General features: G+C 60.0%; 13 protein-coding genes and 1 pseudogene. 13 read left to right on the top strand and 1 reads right to left on the bottom strand.

Annotation, left to right across the window (positions count from 1 at the left end):
- The first annotated feature begins 274 nt into the window (after positions 1–274).
- From D0N36_RS06400 to D0N36_RS06430, 7 genes and pseudogenes are all read left to right on the top strand, one after another.
- Positions 275–1249 (top strand): arginase, encoded by a 975-nt coding sequence (locus D0N36_RS06400; protein WP_116940577.1) that lies wholly within the window; start codon positions 275–277, stop codon positions 1247–1249.
- Positions 1250–1541: 292 nt separating this feature from the next.
- Positions 1542–3281 carry a circadian clock protein KaiC gene (gene kaiC / locus D0N36_RS06405; RefSeq protein ID WP_116940578.1) on the top strand — a complete coding sequence of 580 codons (1740 nt, stop codon included), beginning with the start codon at positions 1542–1544 and terminating at the stop codon, positions 3279–3281.
- 79 nt (positions 3282–3360) lie between these two features.
- Positions 3361–3651, top strand: coding sequence for a circadian clock KaiB family protein (locus tag D0N36_RS06410; protein WP_199798313.1), 291 nt, complete (start codon positions 3361–3363; stop codon positions 3649–3651).
- A 10-nt stretch (positions 3652–3661) separates the two neighbouring features.
- Positions 3662–4006 carry a circadian clock KaiB family protein gene (locus D0N36_RS06415; protein ID WP_116940580.1) on the top strand — a complete coding sequence of 115 codons (345 nt, stop codon included), beginning with the start codon at positions 3662–3664 and terminating at the stop codon, positions 4004–4006.
- 11 nt (positions 4007–4017) lie between these two features.
- Positions 4018–5721 carry a sensor histidine kinase gene (locus tag D0N36_RS06420; protein ID WP_116940581.1) on the top strand — a complete coding sequence of 568 codons (1704 nt, stop codon included), beginning with the start codon at positions 4018–4020 and terminating at the stop codon, positions 5719–5721.
- A gap of 191 nt (positions 5722–5912) precedes the next feature.
- Positions 5913–7707: pseudogene (gene argS, locus D0N36_RS06425) on the top strand (arginine--tRNA ligase).
- 157 nt (positions 7708–7864) lie between these two features.
- Positions 7865–8446 carry an LOG family protein gene (locus D0N36_RS06430; protein ID WP_116940582.1) on the top strand — a complete coding sequence of 194 codons (582 nt, stop codon included), beginning with the start codon at positions 7865–7867 and terminating at the stop codon, positions 8444–8446.
- A 139-nt stretch (positions 8447–8585) separates the two neighbouring features.
- On the opposite strand, the gene D0N36_RS06435 is transcribed toward D0N36_RS06430, so the two are convergent.
- Positions 8586–9695, bottom strand: coding sequence for a 3-oxoacyl-ACP synthase III family protein (locus tag D0N36_RS06435; protein ID WP_116940583.1), 1110 nt, complete (start codon positions 9693–9695; stop codon positions 8586–8588).
- Positions 9696–9873: 178 nt separating this feature from the next.
- Between D0N36_RS06435 and D0N36_RS06440 the strand changes: the two genes are divergently transcribed.
- The 6 genes from D0N36_RS06440 (at position 9874) to D0N36_RS06465 (ending at position 15179) form a co-directional block, all read left to right on the top strand.
- Complete coding sequence (locus tag D0N36_RS06440; protein WP_116940584.1) at positions 9874–10488, top strand: glutathione peroxidase; 615 nt, start codon at positions 9874–9876, stop codon at positions 10486–10488.
- 203 nt (positions 10489–10691) lie between these two features.
- Positions 10692–11351 carry an HAD family hydrolase gene (locus D0N36_RS06445; protein ID WP_116940585.1) on the top strand — a complete coding sequence of 220 codons (660 nt, stop codon included), beginning with the start codon at positions 10692–10694 and terminating at the stop codon, positions 11349–11351.
- Positions 11352–11553: 202 nt separating this feature from the next.
- Positions 11554–12483 carry a 1,4-dihydroxy-2-naphthoate polyprenyltransferase gene (locus D0N36_RS06450; RefSeq protein ID WP_116940586.1) on the top strand — a complete coding sequence of 310 codons (930 nt, stop codon included), beginning with the start codon at positions 11554–11556 and terminating at the stop codon, positions 12481–12483.
- Positions 12484–12523: 40 nt separating this feature from the next.
- Positions 12524–12883 (top strand): single-stranded DNA-binding protein, encoded by a 360-nt coding sequence (locus tag D0N36_RS06455; protein WP_116940587.1) that lies wholly within the window; start codon positions 12524–12526, stop codon positions 12881–12883.
- Positions 12880–13965, top strand: a complete 1086-nt coding sequence (locus tag D0N36_RS06460) for a tyrosine-type recombinase/integrase (protein WP_116940588.1) — start codon at positions 12880–12882, stop codon at positions 13963–13965. Before D0N36_RS06455 ends, D0N36_RS06460 begins: the two co-directional genes overlap by 4 nt.
- Before the next feature lie 149 nt (positions 13966–14114).
- The gene (locus D0N36_RS06465) at positions 14115–15179 is read left to right on the top strand and encodes an ankyrin repeat domain-containing protein (RefSeq protein ID WP_116940589.1); all 1065 of its coding nucleotides are present in this window, start codon (positions 14115–14117) and stop codon (positions 15177–15179) included.
- Positions 15180–15305: the final 126 nt, after the last annotated feature.

A 15305-nucleotide genomic window follows, 5' to 3' on the forward strand; every position in this document is an offset into this window, starting at 1 on the left:
GGCTTAATGCGTAGGCGCGAAACAGGTAGAAGCAGAACAGCAGAAGCGGAGTAATGGGCAGCGGCTGACGGAGAAAAACTTTTTCTCTGAGCACGAGGCACCAGTAACTAAGCGCTAAATTGCAGATGCAAAGATACCCCCTTGCGGGGGTTTTGGTTGTGCTTTGTTCGTTGGTGGCGCCGGAAAGACCGCGCGCGTCAAGCCTGAGAGGAGTTCTCACCCACTCAATCGGCAAGCATTAAAACCGCCCTAACCTCTTTTCTGCCAATGTAATATGCGACGTATCAAGCTGCTGGAAGTCCGCTCCGAACTCGGGGCCGGAACCCGGGGCGCCAGCCTGGGCATTGACGCCCTCAAGGTGGCCTGCCTCAATAAGGGCTCCGATTACTTCCGCCGGTTCAACTCGGTGCAGGTGCCCGACCTGAACCACGTGCTGTTCGAGAAAAACCACTTTCCCTTCGCCCGCCACATCGACTCCATTTATATGGTGCAGAAGGGTATTGCCAGCACCGTGGAGCAAACGCTGCGCCTGGGCGAGTTCCCGCTGGTGCTGGCCGGCGACCACAGCAACGCCTCGGCTACCATTGCCGGCATCAAGGCCGCCTACCCCCAGAAAACGCTCGGTGTCATCTGGGTTGATGCCCACGCCGACATCCACTCGCCCTACACCACGCCCTCGGGCAACATGCACGGCATGCCGCTGGCTCTGAGCCTGAACGACAACAACCGCGAGTGCCAGCGTAACCAGCCCGCCGCCGAAACCGAGTTTTTCTGGCAGCGCCTGCGCGACTTGGGCGAGCCCGGCCCCAAAGTAGCCCCCGAGCACCTCGTGTACGTGGTAGTGCGCGACACTGAAGCCGAAGAAAACGCCATTATCGAGCGCCTGGGCATCAAAAACTACCAGCTCGACGAAGTGCGCGACAAGGGTATCCGGCAGGTAGCCCGCGAAATTTATGAGCGCCTGCGCTTCTGCGATATGGTGTACATCTCGTTCGATGTGGACTCGCTGGATTCGCGCTTCAGCAAGGGCACCGGCACGCCGGTAGAAGACGGGCTGAACGTGGAAGAGGCCATCAGCCTGTGCCGCGCCCTGCTCGAAAACGACCGGGTAGTGTGCTTCGAGATGGTGGAAATCAACCCTACTCTCGACTCCGAAAACACCATGGCCCAGAACGCCTTCGATATCCTCGAAGCCGCCACCGACGCCATTCAGAACCGCCTGCGCCTGGCCGAAGTGGTCAGCCGGTAGCGGTGACTGCGTGAAAACCAACCTCATGCTGAGCATGTGGCGCATAGAGCCAGGGTCGGAGCGAAGTTGAAGCATCTCTACCGCGTCGGTGAATGACTGAGGATTAGCATTGCCACGACGCGGTAGAGATGCTTCGGCTTTGCTCCGCATCACGCTGGTTTAAACCGGCATTGCGGTAAAGATGCTTCGGCTGCGCTCCGTATGATGTTGGTTTTCGTGCGGTTACTCGGTGGCGCGGTCATTCGCTAACTATTTTACCATCCCCCCGTAATCTTGCGACAAACTTTGCCCTATGTCCAACCAGTCGCTGCCGCGTATTACGCCGTTTTCTCAGTTGCCCAAGGCACTCACCGGCATCGAGGGGCTTGATGAAATAACCGAGGGCGGCCTGCCCCTGGGCCGGCCCACGCTGGTGTGCGGCAGCGCGGGCTGCGGCAAAACGCTGCTCGGCATCGAGTTTCTGGTGCGCGGCATCCTCGACTACGATGAGCCGGGCGTACTGATGGCGTTCGAGGAAACGGCTGCTGAGCTGTCGGCCAACGTGACTTCACTGGGCTTCGACTTGCCGCAGCTGGTGGCCGATAAAAAGCTGCGCCTCGACCACGTACACATCGACCGCGCCGAAATCGACGAAACCGGCGAGTACGACCTCGAAGGGCTGTTTATCCGCCTCGGCTACGCCATCGACACCATTGGGGCCAAGCGCGTGGTGCTCGACACCATCGAGTCGTTGTTTTCAGGCTTCAGCAACGAGGCCGTGCTGCGCTCGGAAATCCGCCGGCTGTTCCGCTGGCTTAAAGACAAGGGCGTGACCACCGTCATCACGGCTGAGCGGGGCGAGGGCACGCTCACGCGGCAGGGCCTGGAGGAGTATGTTTCGGACTGCGTAATTCTGCTCGACAACCGCGTAATCGACCAGGTAACCACCCGGCGGCTACGCATTGTGAAGTACCGCGGCAGCACCCACGGCACCAACGAATACCCCTACATCATCACGGAGGATGGTATTTCGGTGCTGCCCGTGACTTCGCTCAAGCTGGAGCATACCGTATCGAACGAGATTATCTCAACCGGCGTAGCCGACCTCGACGCCATGTTCCAGCGCGGCGGGCTCTACCAGGGCAGTAGCGGCCTGATTACGGGCACGGCGGGCACGGCCAAAACCACGCTGGCGGCGTCGTTTGCCCTCGAAGCCTGCCGCCGGGGCGAGCGGTGCCTGTATTTCGCCTTCGAGGAGTCGCCGGCCCAGCTGCTGCGCAACATGGCTACGGTGGGCCTCGATTTGCAGCCGTTTGTAGAAAACGGGCAGCTGCGCATCGAAGCCAGCCGGCCCACGCTCAACGGCCTGGAGCGCCACCTGGTCACGATTCATCGGCTCATCGGCCAGTTCAGGCCTCAGACGGTCATCATCGACCCCATCAGTAACCTTATTTCGGTGGGCAGCATCTCGGAGGTGCGCAGCATGCTCACGCGGCTCGTCGATTTCCTGAAAGTGAAGGGTATCAACGCCTTGTTTACGGCGCTGGTTAGCAGTAGCCGGGGCCAGCAGGAAATGGCGGACGAGGGCATTTCCTCGCTCGTGGACACCTGGATTCATGTGCGCGACCTAGAGGGCGTGGGCGAGCGGAACCGCGGCATCAGCATCCTCAAGGCCCGAGGCATGGCCCACTCCAACCAGGTGCGCGAGTTTGTGGTAACCGAGCAGGGCATCCGGCTGCTCGATGTGCTGGTGGGCCCAACCGGCATCATCACCGGGGCCAGCCGCCTTGCCCAGCACATTCAGGAGCAGGCCCGGCAGATTGCCACCAAGCAGGAAGCCGAGCGTCGCGACCGGGGCCTGGAGCGCAAGCGCCGGGTGCTGGAAGCCACCATTGCCAACCTGCGCACCGAGTTCGAGTCGGTAGAGGAGGAGCTGCGCCGGGTGAACTCGGAGGAGCAGCAGCGCCACGATGTTCAGACGGAGGAGCGCCGGCACCTGGGCCACAATTTTTCGGTTCGCCCGCCCGCTGCGTCCAACGGTTCGGGCGCGTAGCCGTTAGCAGGTGAGGGATGATGAGATGGCGCCCCCGGCAACCTCATCGTCCCATCCCCAAGACCCCAAAAAGAAGACTATGAGCGAGGAAATGTGGGAGCTGCGGTTGTACGTGGCGGGGCAGACGGCGAAGTCGATGACGGCATTAACCAACCTGAAAACCTATTGTGAAAAGCATTTGAAGGGCCGGTACCGGCTGGAAATCATCGACCTGCTGCAGCACCCGCAGTTGGCCGAGGGCGACCAGATTCTGGCCATCCCGACGCTGGTGCGCAAAATGCCCGCGCCCATCCGCAGAGTTATCGGCGACCTTTCGAACCATGAGCGGGTACTGGTCGGCCTCGACCTGCGGGCCATCGACCCCTCGTAAGCCCGCCGCTATGCAAGAATGGCTCCCCGCCGATGCGCGCCCGCCCGATTACGTGCTGGAGCTCTATATTACCGGTGCCACTCCCAACTCGTTGCGGGCCGTGCTCAACCTCAAAGACATCTGCGAGCAGTACCTGGCGGGGCGCTACGAGCTGACTATCATCGACATCTACCAACAGCCCGAGCTGGCCCAGACCGCCCGCATTGTTGCCGCGCCCACGCTTATTAAGGTAAGCCCCGAGCCGCGGCGCTGGCTGGTGGGCGACCTTTCGGACCGGCCGCAGGCGTTGCGCCTGCTGGGCATGGATCCTGGCTCAGGTTCCGAACCCGATACCCAACCGGCTCAAACCAGCTAAGCTATCAGGCCATGAGTGTCGATTTTAACTCACTTACTCCAACGCCCGCCCAGCTGGCCCGCGAAAATGAGGAGCTACGCCAGCAACTCTTCGAAGCCGAGGAGCTGCTGACGGCCATCCGCACCGGCAGCATCGATGCCCTGGCCGTGCAGGGCCCCGACGGGCCGCGCATTTTCACGCTCGAAGGCGCCGACCAGAGCTACCGCACGCTGATTGAGCAGATGAACGAAGGCGCGCTGCTGCTCTCCCCCGATACCACGGTGCTCTACTGCAACGCCTGCCTGGCGGGCCTGCTCGAAGCGCCGCTCGAAACGCTGATGGGCAACTTGTTCGGCCAGTTTGTGCCCGACGAGTTTCGGGAGTACTGGCAGAAGCTGGTGGCGGATGGCTGGGCGGGGAAAAGCCGGGGCGAAATGCCGCTGCGCACCGCTGGCGGCCGGCTTCGGCCCATGTCCCTGGCCCTGAATGTGCTGGGTTCGGCAGAAGCACCGGTGCTGGCCGTTATTGCCACCGACGTGTCGGCGCGGCGCGAAATCAGCGTTATCCGGGCGCGGGTGGCGGCCCAGAACGAGTTGCTGGAGCAGCAGCAGCAGGAGCTGCGGGCCCAGGCGAAGGAAGCCGCTGAAACCAGCCGCATTCTGGAAGGCCTCCCGCACATTGCCTGGACGGCCAGTCCGCAAGGCGAAAGCACCTACCTTAATCGGCGCTGGTTTGCCTATACCGGCCAAGACCCGCAGCATCTGACGCCCGCCCTGATAGAAGCACACCTGCACCCCGATGACCTGCCGCAGGCCATGCGCTGCTGGGAGCAGGCGCTGGCGGGCGGCGAGGCCTTGGAGCTGGAGTGCCGCATCCGCGACGCGGCCGGCCACTACCGCTGGATGCTGGGTCGGGCGCTTCCCTGGCACGATGAGCAGGGTGAAATCGTGCGCTGGATTGGTACCTACACCGACATGCACGAGCAGAAGCTGGCCCTGGCCCGCATTGATGAGGCACAGCACGAGCTGCGCGACAACAACGCCCAGCTCACCCGCATCAACGCCGACCTCGACAACTTCATCTACACCGCTTCCCACGACCTTCGCTCGCCCATTACCAACATCGAAGGCCTGCTCGACACGTTGCGCCAGGAGCTACCCGCCGACCAGCGCCCCGACGCCGTGGAGCCCGTGCTGCGCATGATGCAGGATTCGGTGGACCGCTTTAAGCGCACCATTGAGAACCTGACTGATATTTCGAAGCTGCAGAAGGAAAGCGCCCTGCCCCGCACGCCGGTGGCGCTGGCCCCGCTTATCGAGGACGTGCGCCTGGATCTGCAGCCCCTGATTCAGACTTCGGATGGCGAGCTGCTGGTAGACGTGGCGGAGTGCGCAACCGTTGTGCTGGCCGAAAAAAACCTGCGCTCCATCGTGTACAACCTGCTCAGCAACGCCTTCAAGTACCACGACCCCGCCCGGCCCGCCCGCGTGCGGCTGCGCTGCTGCCCGGCCGGCCCCGGCTTCGTGGCCCTGCAGGTACACGACAACGGCCTGGGCCTCGACCTGCGCGAAGACCGCCAGCTGTTCACCATGTTCCAGCGCCTGCACGACCACGTGGAGGGCTCGGGCATCGGGCTGTACATGGTGAAGAAAATAGCCGAAAATGCCGGCGGCCGCGTTGCCGTGGAGAGCCGGCTGGGCGAAGGGTCGGTTTTCACGGTGTACCTGCCGGAGTAGGGCCGCTGCTGGGCCGGCTTTCGTGGGCGTATGGGTACGCCGCAAAAAAACGGCAGCCATCCGGCCGCACTTTCTACCTTTGCATGCAAGGAGGCCCGGACAGTTTCGGGGGTGGCGGCCGTTGCCGTGGCCGCAGTGCGCTCCTTCGCTTTCTGCCGCTAGCCCCGCAGCGGCCCCTACGACCCCATCCTGTGCAGCAACTCGAACAAACCCTCAAAAACGCCCTCAGCGCGGCCATCCAGAACGTATTTGGGGCCGATGTGCCCGCCGGGCAGCTGCCGCTGCAGTCCACGCGAAAGGATTTCGCCGGCCAGTTTACGCTCGTTACTTTCCCGCTCACCAAAACCCTGGGCAAGGGCCCCGAGCAAATCGGGCAGGCCCTGGGCGAGTACCTGCTGGCCCACGAGCCCGTGGTGGCCGGCTTCAACGTAGTGAAGGGTTTTCTCAACCTGGAAATAGCCGACAGCGAGTGGGTGCGGGTGTTTGAGGCGCTGCGCCAGCATCCGGCCGGCACGCCCGTGGCCACCGGCGGCCCGCAGCGCGTGGTGGTCGAGTATTCGTCGCCCAACACCAACAAGCCCCTGCACCTGGGCCATTTGCGCAACAACTTTCTGGGCTACTCGGTGGCCGAAATCCTGAAAGCCACCGGCGCCGAGGTTACCAAGGCTAACCTGGTCAACGACCGGGGCATCCACATCTGTAAGTCGATGCTGGCTTACCAGTACTACGGCCAGGGCGAAACCCCGCAGAGCGCCGGCATCAAGGGCGACCACCTGGCGGGCAAGTACTACGTGCTCTTCGAGAAGCACTACCGCGAGCAGGTGCGCCAACTCGAAGCCGAGGGCGTGGCCGCCGACGTGGCCAAGCGCCAGGCCCCGCTCATGCTCGAAGCCCAGGACATGCTCCGGGCCTGGGAAGCCAACGACGAAGCCGTAGTGAGCCTCTGGAAGCAAATGAACGGCTGGGTGTACGAGGGCTTCGACTCGACTTACAAAAACATCGGCGTTGATTTCGACAAGTTCTACTACGAGTCGCAAACCTACCTGCTGGGCAAGGAGCGGGTCGAGGAAGGCCTGCAGAAAGGCGTGTTCTTCAAGAAAGAGGACGGCTCGGTATGGGTGGACCTCAAGGAAGAAGGCCTCGACGAGAAGCTGCTGTTGCGCGCCGATGGTACCAGCGTCTATATCACCCAGGACCTGGGCACGGCCGAGCTCAAGTTCGAGCATTTCGGCTACGACCTGAGCGTATACGTGATTGCCGACGAGCAGAACTACCACATGCAGGTGCTGCGGGCCGTGCTCCAGAAGCTGGGCAAGCCCTACGCCGACGCTATCCACCACCTAAGCTACGGTATGGTGGATTTGCCCTCGGGCAAGATGAAAAGCCGCGAAGGCACCGTAGTAGACGCCGACGAGCTGGTGCGCGAAGTGGTGGCCGCCGCTGAGGCTGCCACCCTTGAAAAGGGCAAAACCGAGGGCCTGAGCGACGACGAGCTGACCAAACTCTACCACATGCTGGGTCTGGGCGCCCTCAAATACTACCTGCTGAAGGTGGACCCCAAGAAGCGCATGCTCTTCAACCCCGAAGAATCGGTGAAGCTGGAAGGCGACACCGGCCCGTTCATTCAGTACAGCCACGCCCGCATTTCCAGCATCCTGCGCAAAGCCGCCGAGCGCGGCGTGGTGGCAGATGGCAGCTCATTGGAAGGAATTACCGAGCTGCAAGGCACCGAGCGGGACCTGATTCAGGAACTGGCGCGCTACGAGGCCGTCGTGGCTGAGGCTGCCGCGTACAGTCGCCTGCTTTGGTGGCGCAGTTCGCCTACGATGTGGCCCGGGCTACAACCGCTTCTTCGCCGAGGTGCCCATTATTGCCGAAGCCGATGAGCTGAAGCGTGCCTTCCGTGTGGCCCTTTCGGCCCAGACCGGCCGGGCCCTCAAAACCAGCATGGGCCTGCTCGGCATCGAGGTGCCCGAGCGGATGTAATAGCTTTAACATCATTTCACGCAGGGTCTCGCAGTGGATGACGCAGTGGTTCGCAGTGCCGTTCAACGACCACCCCGAACCACTGCGTCATCCACTGCGAGACCCTGCGTGAAATGACATTGATTTTTTAAAAGATCTTCACTATATAAACTCTCCTATGAAAAGTGTTGCCGTTTACTGTGGTTCGAGCACCGGAACCAACCCCGCCTACCAGCGGCAGGCCGAGGAAATGGGCCGCGTACTGGCCGAACGTGACCTGACGCTGGTGTACGGCGGCGGCCGCGTGGGCCTGATGGGCGTAGTGGCCGACAGCGTGCTGGCCCACGGTGGCAAAGTAGTGGGCGTGATTCCCGACTTCATGATGGGCAAGGAAATCGAGCACCGGGGCCTCACGGAGCTGCACATCGTGGGCAGCATGCACGAGCGGAAGCTGCTGATGGCTGAGCGGGCCGAGGGCTTCGTGGCCATGCCCGGCGGCTACGGCACGCTCGAAGAACTGTTCGAAGTGCTCACCTGGGGCCAGCTGGGCCTGCATCCGAAACCCATCGGGGTACTCAACGTGGAAGGTTTCTACGACCACCTGCTGCGTGCCCTCGACCATATGGCCAATGAAGGTCTTCTACGCCGCGAAAACCGCCAGCAGCTCCTGAGCCACCCGACTCCCGCCGCCCTACTCGACGCCCTGGCCGCCTATGTGCCCATCCCCGTAGAAAAATGGCTGCGGCCGGGGGAGGAGTGATACGCTGACTGAGTGAACCGACCTGTCATTGCGAGCAGCGCGAGGTAATCCAATCATCCAAGAAGCAGCAAGCCCCTGATGTCAGCACGGACGTCAGGGGCTTGCTGCTTTTTTGGGCTTCGTGCAATAACCGCCCGGCTTATTCACCGCCCGGCACCCGATATACCACGACATTACAGTTCATACCGGCCCCGACGGAGGCAAAAACCAGCACTTCGCCGGGCGAGATGACGTACCCTTCGAGCTTGCCCTTCGTCATCAGGTCGAGCAGGGTGGGGAGGGTGGCCACCGAGGAGTTGCCGAGCCAGGAGATGGTCATGGGCATGATGTCGGCGGGGGCGGGGGTATCACCGTCGAGCGCGTAGAGGCGCTTGAGGATGGCCTCGTCCATTTTGCCATTGGCCTGGTGGATAAGTAGGCGACTCATGTCGGACAGGCCCAGACCAGCCTTTTCCAGGCAGTCCTTGATGGCCTGGGGCACGGTTTTGAGGGCGTACTCGTAGAGCTTGCGGCCTTCCATCTGCAGAAACAGCTCGGTGCCGGTGTAGGCGGGGTTGCGCGAGTTGGCCATACGCAGCAGCAGGGCTGCCTGCAGGGTGTCGGAGCGCGAGCTGTGGGCCAGGATGCCCTCCGGCAGTCCGGCAGCGTCATCGGCGGTTTCGCGGGCCTCCAGCAGCACGGCCCCGGCACCGTCGGAGTAGATCATGCTGTCGCGGTCGTGCGGGTCGCAGACGCGCGAGAGGGTTTCGGCCCCGATAACGAGCACCCGCTTGGCGTCGCCGGAGCGCAGGTAGTAATCGGCCTGAATAACGCCCTGCAACCAGCCGGGGCAGCCGAAAGGAAGGTCGTAGGCTACGCAGTGCGGGTTTTGAATGCCGAGCTTGTGCTTGACGCGGGCGGCCAGGCTGGGCACGAAATCGGAGCGCCGGTTGTCGGCGGTGATGTCGCCGAAATTGTGGGCTACCAGGATATAGTCGAGCTGTTCAGGGTCGGCGGTGGGGCAGGAGGCGAACAGGTCCTGGGCGGCCAGCAGGGCCAGGTCGGAGGCCACTTGGTGGTCCTCGGCGTAGCGCCGCTCGCGGATATCGGTAATCTGGGCGAAGCGCTCCACAATTTCGGCGCCCGGCTTATCGAGCCGCTGGCCGTTACCATCAAAAAAAGCGCTGTAAAGAAAGGCGTCGTTCTCTACGATGCGGGCCGGGATGCAGGACCCTGTTCCGGTAATGACTGAGTGCAAAGCCTTACGCATGAGCAGGTTGGAGTGAAGAATCAGGTATGCTATTCAACGAAAGTAAGTGCTTTTTAACTAGGGCCGAGTTCTGATGTTCAAAATTCCGGCTTTTATTATGGTTGGTGCCTGCCGCCAGACTCACCCGAACATTCGGGGTAGCGGGTGGGTTGTCAGCCGCAAACTTCGCACTTCCCGTATGAAAAAAATACTTCTGCCGGGCCTGCTGCTCGTTGCCACGCTGGGTACGGGCGGTTGCACTTCGGCCCCCGCCACTATGCCTGCCACCGCTACTACACCTGTTACCCCCACTGCCATGTCCGAATCAACCTCTGTTGCTACTTCCGTTTACGATTTCACGCTTAACGACATCAACGGCCAGCCCGTGCCGCTGAGCCGCTACCGGGGCAAAAAGTTGCTGCTCGTCAACACCGCTTCGGAGTGCGGCTACACGCCGCAGTACCAGGAGCTGGAGGAGCTGAGCCGCCAATATGGCGGGCAGGTAACCGTGCTGGGTTTTCCGGCCAACAATTTCGGCGGCCAGGAGCCTGGCTCCGACGCCCAGATTGCCTCCTTCTGCGAGAAGAATTTTGGCGTCACGTTTCCGCTGTTCAGCAAAGTGTCGGTGGCCGGCCCCGATGCCGCTCCGCTTTTCCAATACCTCGGCAGCAAGGCCCAAAACGGCGTAACCGACGAAAAACCGACCTGGAATTTCTGCAAGTACCTGATTGACGAAACCGGGCACGTAGTGGCCTTCTACCCCTCGAAAGTGAAACCGATGGGCGAGGAACTGCTATCGGCTATCGGGAAGTAGGCCGGCCATATTAGGGAGTAGGGGCGGGGCTTGTCCCCGCCCGCCATTCGTGCCGTTGAATGAAACCGGTGAAGCGGCGCGAGCGGCGGGCGGGGGCAAGCCCCGCCCCTACCTATTTAACGGCTTGCCTGGGTTTGTGCCCGCACTACTCGGCATAACAGTTCTGGTACCTTCGCGGCAGTTCCACCAATCCTTCGCGCCCGATGCAAACCGTTATTTTCGATATGGACGGCGTACTCGTCGATACCGAACCTGTGCACCGCTACGCTTATTTCCGGCATTTCGAGGAGCTGGGCCTGGCCGTGACGGACGCCGAGTATGCCACGTTCACCGGCCGCTCCACCAAGAACGTGTACCAGCACCTCAAGGACCGTTATGGGCTGGAGCATGAGGTACAGGAGCTGGTGCTGGCCAAGCGGGCGCATTTCAACCGCGCCTTCGACGAGAAGCCCGACTTCGACCTGCTGCCCGGTGTGCGCATTCTCATTGAGGATTTGCACCAGCACGGCCTGGAAATGCTGCTGGCCTCCTCAGCCTCGCACTCCACCATCAACCGGGTGATGCAGCGGTTTGCGCTGGCGCCCTACTTCAGCCACCTCATTAGCGGCGAGGATTTTGCCCGTTCCAAGCCCGACCCGGCCATTTTCGAGCACGCCGCCGCCGTGTCCCGCTCGCCCGAGGCCGAGTGCGTGGTTATTGAGGATTCGACCAACGGTGTTGCGGCGGCAAAAGCGGCGGGCCTCTATTGCATCGGCTACAACAGTGAGCATTCCCCGAACCAGGATTTGCGGCTGGCCGATTTGGTAGTAGCCGACTTCGGGGAGCTAAGTGCCGTCCGAATTGCCGCGCTGGCGTTGAATTAGCGCGTAATTTTACGGCGCAGGGGTGGGGCTTTAGGTGATGGGCTTCACACAACATGTCATGCTGAGCGCAGCCGAAGCATCTCTACCGCCATGCTAAACCTGTATCATGAACAGCGCTACAATGAAGCGGTAGAGATGCTTCGGCTGCGCTCAGCATGACACGTTATTTCCTCCTTCTCACCTCCTCACCCCAAAAACACCCATGACCTTTTCTGCTAAAGCCTGGGTTTCGGCATTTCGGCCGCGCACGTTGCCGCTGGCGCTGGCCAGCATTATGGCCGGGGCCTTTCTGGCGGCCAGCCACGGGCAGTTTCGGCCCGCAGTGGTGGCGCTGGCGGCCCTCACCACCGTGCTGCTTCAGATTCTGAGTAATCTGGCCAACGATTACGGCGACTCGCAGAACGGGGCCGATAGCGTGCACCGCGAGGGGCCGCTGCGGGCCGTGCAGAGCGGCGCGATTACACCGGCCCAGATGCGGCGGGGTATGGGCCTGTTCGGGGCGTTGTCGTTGGGCAGCGGGCTGCTGCTGCTGTGGGTGGCGCTGGGCGCGGCCGGGGCCTGGGTGTTTCTGGCGTTTCTGGCGCTGGGGCTGTCGGCCATCTGGGCGGCCGTGAACTATACGGCCGGGGCCAAGCCTTACGGCTACGCCGGGCTGGGCGACCTGTCGGTGTTCGTGTTTTTTGGGCTGGTGGGCGTGTGCGGCACCTACTTCCTGCAGGCCTACAGCCAGGTGCCCAGCATTGCGCAGGCTTTGCCCTGGCCGGTGCTGCTGCCGGCGGCGGCGCTGGGCTGCTTCGCCACGGCCGTGCTCAACGTCAACAACATCCGCGACATCCGCTCCGACGCGCTGGCCGGTAAAATCACGATTCCGGTACGGCTGGGGCCGGTGCGGGCCCGCCGTTACCACTGGCTGCTGCTGGCGTTGGGCTTTGCGGCGGCCGTGCTCTACGTAGCCTTCACCTACCACTCGCCCTGGCAGTGGCTGTTTTTGCTGAGCGCTCCGCTGCTGCTGCGCAACGCCCGCGCCGTGTGGCAGCGCCAGGACTCCCGGCAGCTCGATCCGCTGCTCAAGCAAATGGCCCTCACCACGCTCGTCTTCACGCTGCTGTTCGGGCTGGGGCAGGTGCTGTAGAGCAGAGGGGGGAAGCCGGACAAATGCGTATCTTGGTTTCATGCGCGGCCTTAATAAAGTCACTCTTATCGGCAGCCTGGGCAAAGACCCTGAAGTGAGCGTGCTGGAAGGCAACGTGGCGGTGGCAAAATTCTCGCTGGCCACCTCCGAAACCTGGCGCGACAAAGCCGGCCAGCCCCATACCACTACCGACTGGCACAGCGTGGTGCTGTGGCGCGGATTGGCCGAGCTGGCCCAGGCCTACCTGCGCAAGGGCAGCCTGGTTTACCTCGAAGGCAAGCTCAAAACCCGCCACTACGACGATGCCGCCGGCCAGCGGCACTACGTGACGGGAATCATCGGCGAGCAATTGCTAATGCTGGACAAGCGAACCGGCGAAACGCCGCTGCCGGAGCGATGAAGGCCGCCATCTCGTTACAGCTGACCGACGACCGCGCCGGATTTCGGGTATTCTTTCCGTACTCCGATGCCACGGTGCGCACGGCGTTGCTGGCGGCCGGCGTGCAGTACGCCGCCCCCACGCGGGGGTATGTGCTGGCGGCCACATCCGAAGCCGTGGCGCTGGTGCGGCAGGCATGCCATCAGCTGAGTGTGCCGCTGCACGTGCCCGCGGTGCCGGCCCTGGCACCCGCTCCGCCACTTCCCACGCCGCAACAGGTGCTGCTGGCCCGCTACTGTCAGTTTATTGCCCTCAAGCGCTACAGTTCCGCCACGCTGAAGAACTATCGGGGCGCGTTTCAACTGTTTCTGGCGCACCACGCGCCGCGTTTGCCCCTGGAGCTGAGCAAGCAGGACGTGCTCGATTACCTGGCCGGGCGCGTGGTGGCGGGTATCTCCGAAGCCTACCAGAATACGCTCATCAACGCCATCAAATTTTATTATGAGCAGGTGGAGAGCCAGCCCCGGCAATACTACGAAGTGCCCCGCCCCAAACGCCCCCAAACAAACCCCAAGGTGCTGGCCAAAGAAGAAGTGCGCGACCTGCTGCTGGGCACCGACAACCTCAAGCACCGGACCATGCTGATGCTGGCCTACGGACTGGGCCTGCGCCTGGGCGAAGTGCTGGCCCTAACCCCGGCCGACATCGACGCCAAGCGCATGGCGCTGTACGTGCGCGGCGGCAAAGGCAAAAAAGATCGGGACCTGCCGCTGCCCGAAATGCTGCTTCAGTTGCTACGCGAGCAGTTTCGGCAATTTCGCCCCCTTACTTTTTTATTTGAGGGCCAGCGGCCCGGCGAACCTTACGGGGAGCGTAGCTTGCAGCTGGTAGTGAAACAAGCGGCCGCACGAGCCGGAATTCGCCGGCCTGTTACTACCCATATGCTTCGCCACTCTTACGCCACTCAATTGCTGGAAGCCGGCACCGACATCCGATTCATTCAGGATTTGTTGGGGCACAGCAGTATTAAAACAACTGAAATTTACACGCATGTGGCACAAACTTCTCGCCCAGCTTCTCCCCTCGATACGTTGGCCCTTTGACCCTGAGTTTCGGCAAGCATACCACTGTGGGTATGCTTGCCGAAGGTTACTTGCGTACATAGCGCGGGTTGCCGAAACTTACAGAGGTGCCGAGTTTCGGCAACCCTAATGTTAGCGGTAATTTTAACCGAACCCGAAACAAAGAGAAAATGGCAAAAAAGAAAAAAACACTTCCGAAAAATTTTGACGAATTAATCAATGAAAATAACATTGAAAATCTCAAAAAGGTATTTGACGCTTGTGAATTAGATGCAAGAGGTGGTTATGGAAAAGCAACGGCACTTAGTTTTCATAATGTTCCTGACGAACTTGTTCGTTGGTTGGTAGAAAACGGAGCAGACATCGAAGCCATAGACACCTACAAACGTACTGCACTTCATCGACATACTATGGCTCGGAGTGGTAATATAACTGTTCTCTTAGAACTTGGAGCAAACGTAAATGCTGTGGATAACTATGGCGACACACCTTTGCATTTTGTAGCAGGGAGCAGTTTTAATGTTACCTCTGTAAAAAACCTTATTGAATATGGAGCCGACAATAAGGCTCTAAATGCAAATAAACAAACACCACTTGATAAAGCTCTAAGCCGTGCAAACAATATCGACATTATTAATTTAGTAGAAATATCGAAAATTTTGCTTCAAAGAAACACAGAAATAACTCAAAAAATGAAAGATGCTGTTACTCGTATAGGTGAAGATTTTGAGTTTCATAGAGAAAATTTCAATAAAGACTATATACAGGAAACAGACACCGCTTTGAACAATCTTTACGAAATATATAAAGTTTCGCCTGTAAAAAAACGCATTATGCACGATAGTGTATCGACAATTATTGTAAAAGGTACAACTTGGGAAAAGCAGTATGAAGAATTATGGGAAGTTTTAATTCCATCAAATGGGGGTGCAAAAACCGTTCAAGGTGAAGTTGTGCGTATTGCAGGAAAAGTGCGAGATGAGATATACCGAAACGGAGGTGCTAATTGGAACATAGATTTCAAAAAAATGCTAGATGCTTTTTTTATACACCTATCTTCAAACAACACCTTATCTATTGATGACCTTGAAAAATCAAATTTAATTATACAAGACATCCGCAAAAATGGAGATGCAGAAACTGACGAGCTTAATTTTTTATGTGAACTATCAACTAAATGGGTTGTTATCAACCCAAATCCAATCTCATTAGAAAAACAAAAGTACAACAGATAGAACAAAAGAAAAACTACCGCTAACAAGGGTTTGCCAAAATGGGGCAGAAGTGCTGAATTTAGCATTTAGAATTCTAATGTACATTTGTACTAAATTGAACATTTGTACTTCTAATTACCCCACTTC

The sequence above is a fragment of the Hymenobacter lapidiphilus genome (assembly GCF_003417065.2).
Lineage (GTDB): Bacteria > Bacteroidota > Bacteroidia > Cytophagales > Hymenobacteraceae > Hymenobacter.

Excerpts from the sequence above, each read along its gene's own strand:
- D0N36_RS06450 (WP_116940586.1), top strand. The coding sequence starts at position 11,554 with ATGACCTTTTCTGCTAAAGCCTGGGTTTCGGCATTTCGGCCGCGCACG.
- kaiC (WP_116940578.1), top strand. The coding sequence starts at position 1,542 with ATGTCCAACCAGTCGCTGCCGCGTATTACGCCGTTTTCTCAGTTGCCC.
- D0N36_RS06410 (WP_199798313.1), top strand. The coding sequence starts at position 3,361 with ATGAGCGAGGAAATGTGGGAGCTGCGGTTGTACGTGGCGGGGCAGACG.
- D0N36_RS06460 (WP_116940588.1), top strand. The coding sequence starts at position 12,880 with ATGAAGGCCGCCATCTCGTTACAGCTGACCGACGACCGCGCCGGATTT.
- D0N36_RS06400 (WP_116940577.1), top strand. The coding sequence starts at position 275 with ATGCGACGTATCAAGCTGCTGGAAGTCCGCTCCGAACTCGGGGCCGGA.
- D0N36_RS06440 (WP_116940584.1), top strand. The coding sequence starts at position 9,874 with ATGAAAAAAATACTTCTGCCGGGCCTGCTGCTCGTTGCCACGCTGGGT.
- D0N36_RS06465 (WP_116940589.1), top strand. The coding sequence starts at position 14,115 with ATGGCAAAAAAGAAAAAAACACTTCCGAAAAATTTTGACGAATTAATC.
- D0N36_RS06435 (WP_116940583.1), bottom strand. The coding sequence starts at position 9,695 with ATGCGTAAGGCTTTGCACTCAGTCATTACCGGAACAGGGTCCTGCATC.
- D0N36_RS06445 (WP_116940585.1), top strand. The coding sequence starts at position 10,692 with ATGCAAACCGTTATTTTCGATATGGACGGCGTACTCGTCGATACCGAA.
- D0N36_RS06455 (WP_116940587.1), top strand. The coding sequence starts at position 12,524 with ATGCGCGGCCTTAATAAAGTCACTCTTATCGGCAGCCTGGGCAAAGAC.
- D0N36_RS06415 (WP_116940580.1), top strand. The coding sequence starts at position 3,662 with ATGCAAGAATGGCTCCCCGCCGATGCGCGCCCGCCCGATTACGTGCTG.
- D0N36_RS06420 (WP_116940581.1), top strand. The coding sequence starts at position 4,018 with ATGAGTGTCGATTTTAACTCACTTACTCCAACGCCCGCCCAGCTGGCC.
- D0N36_RS06430 (WP_116940582.1), top strand. The coding sequence starts at position 7,865 with ATGAAAAGTGTTGCCGTTTACTGTGGTTCGAGCACCGGAACCAACCCC.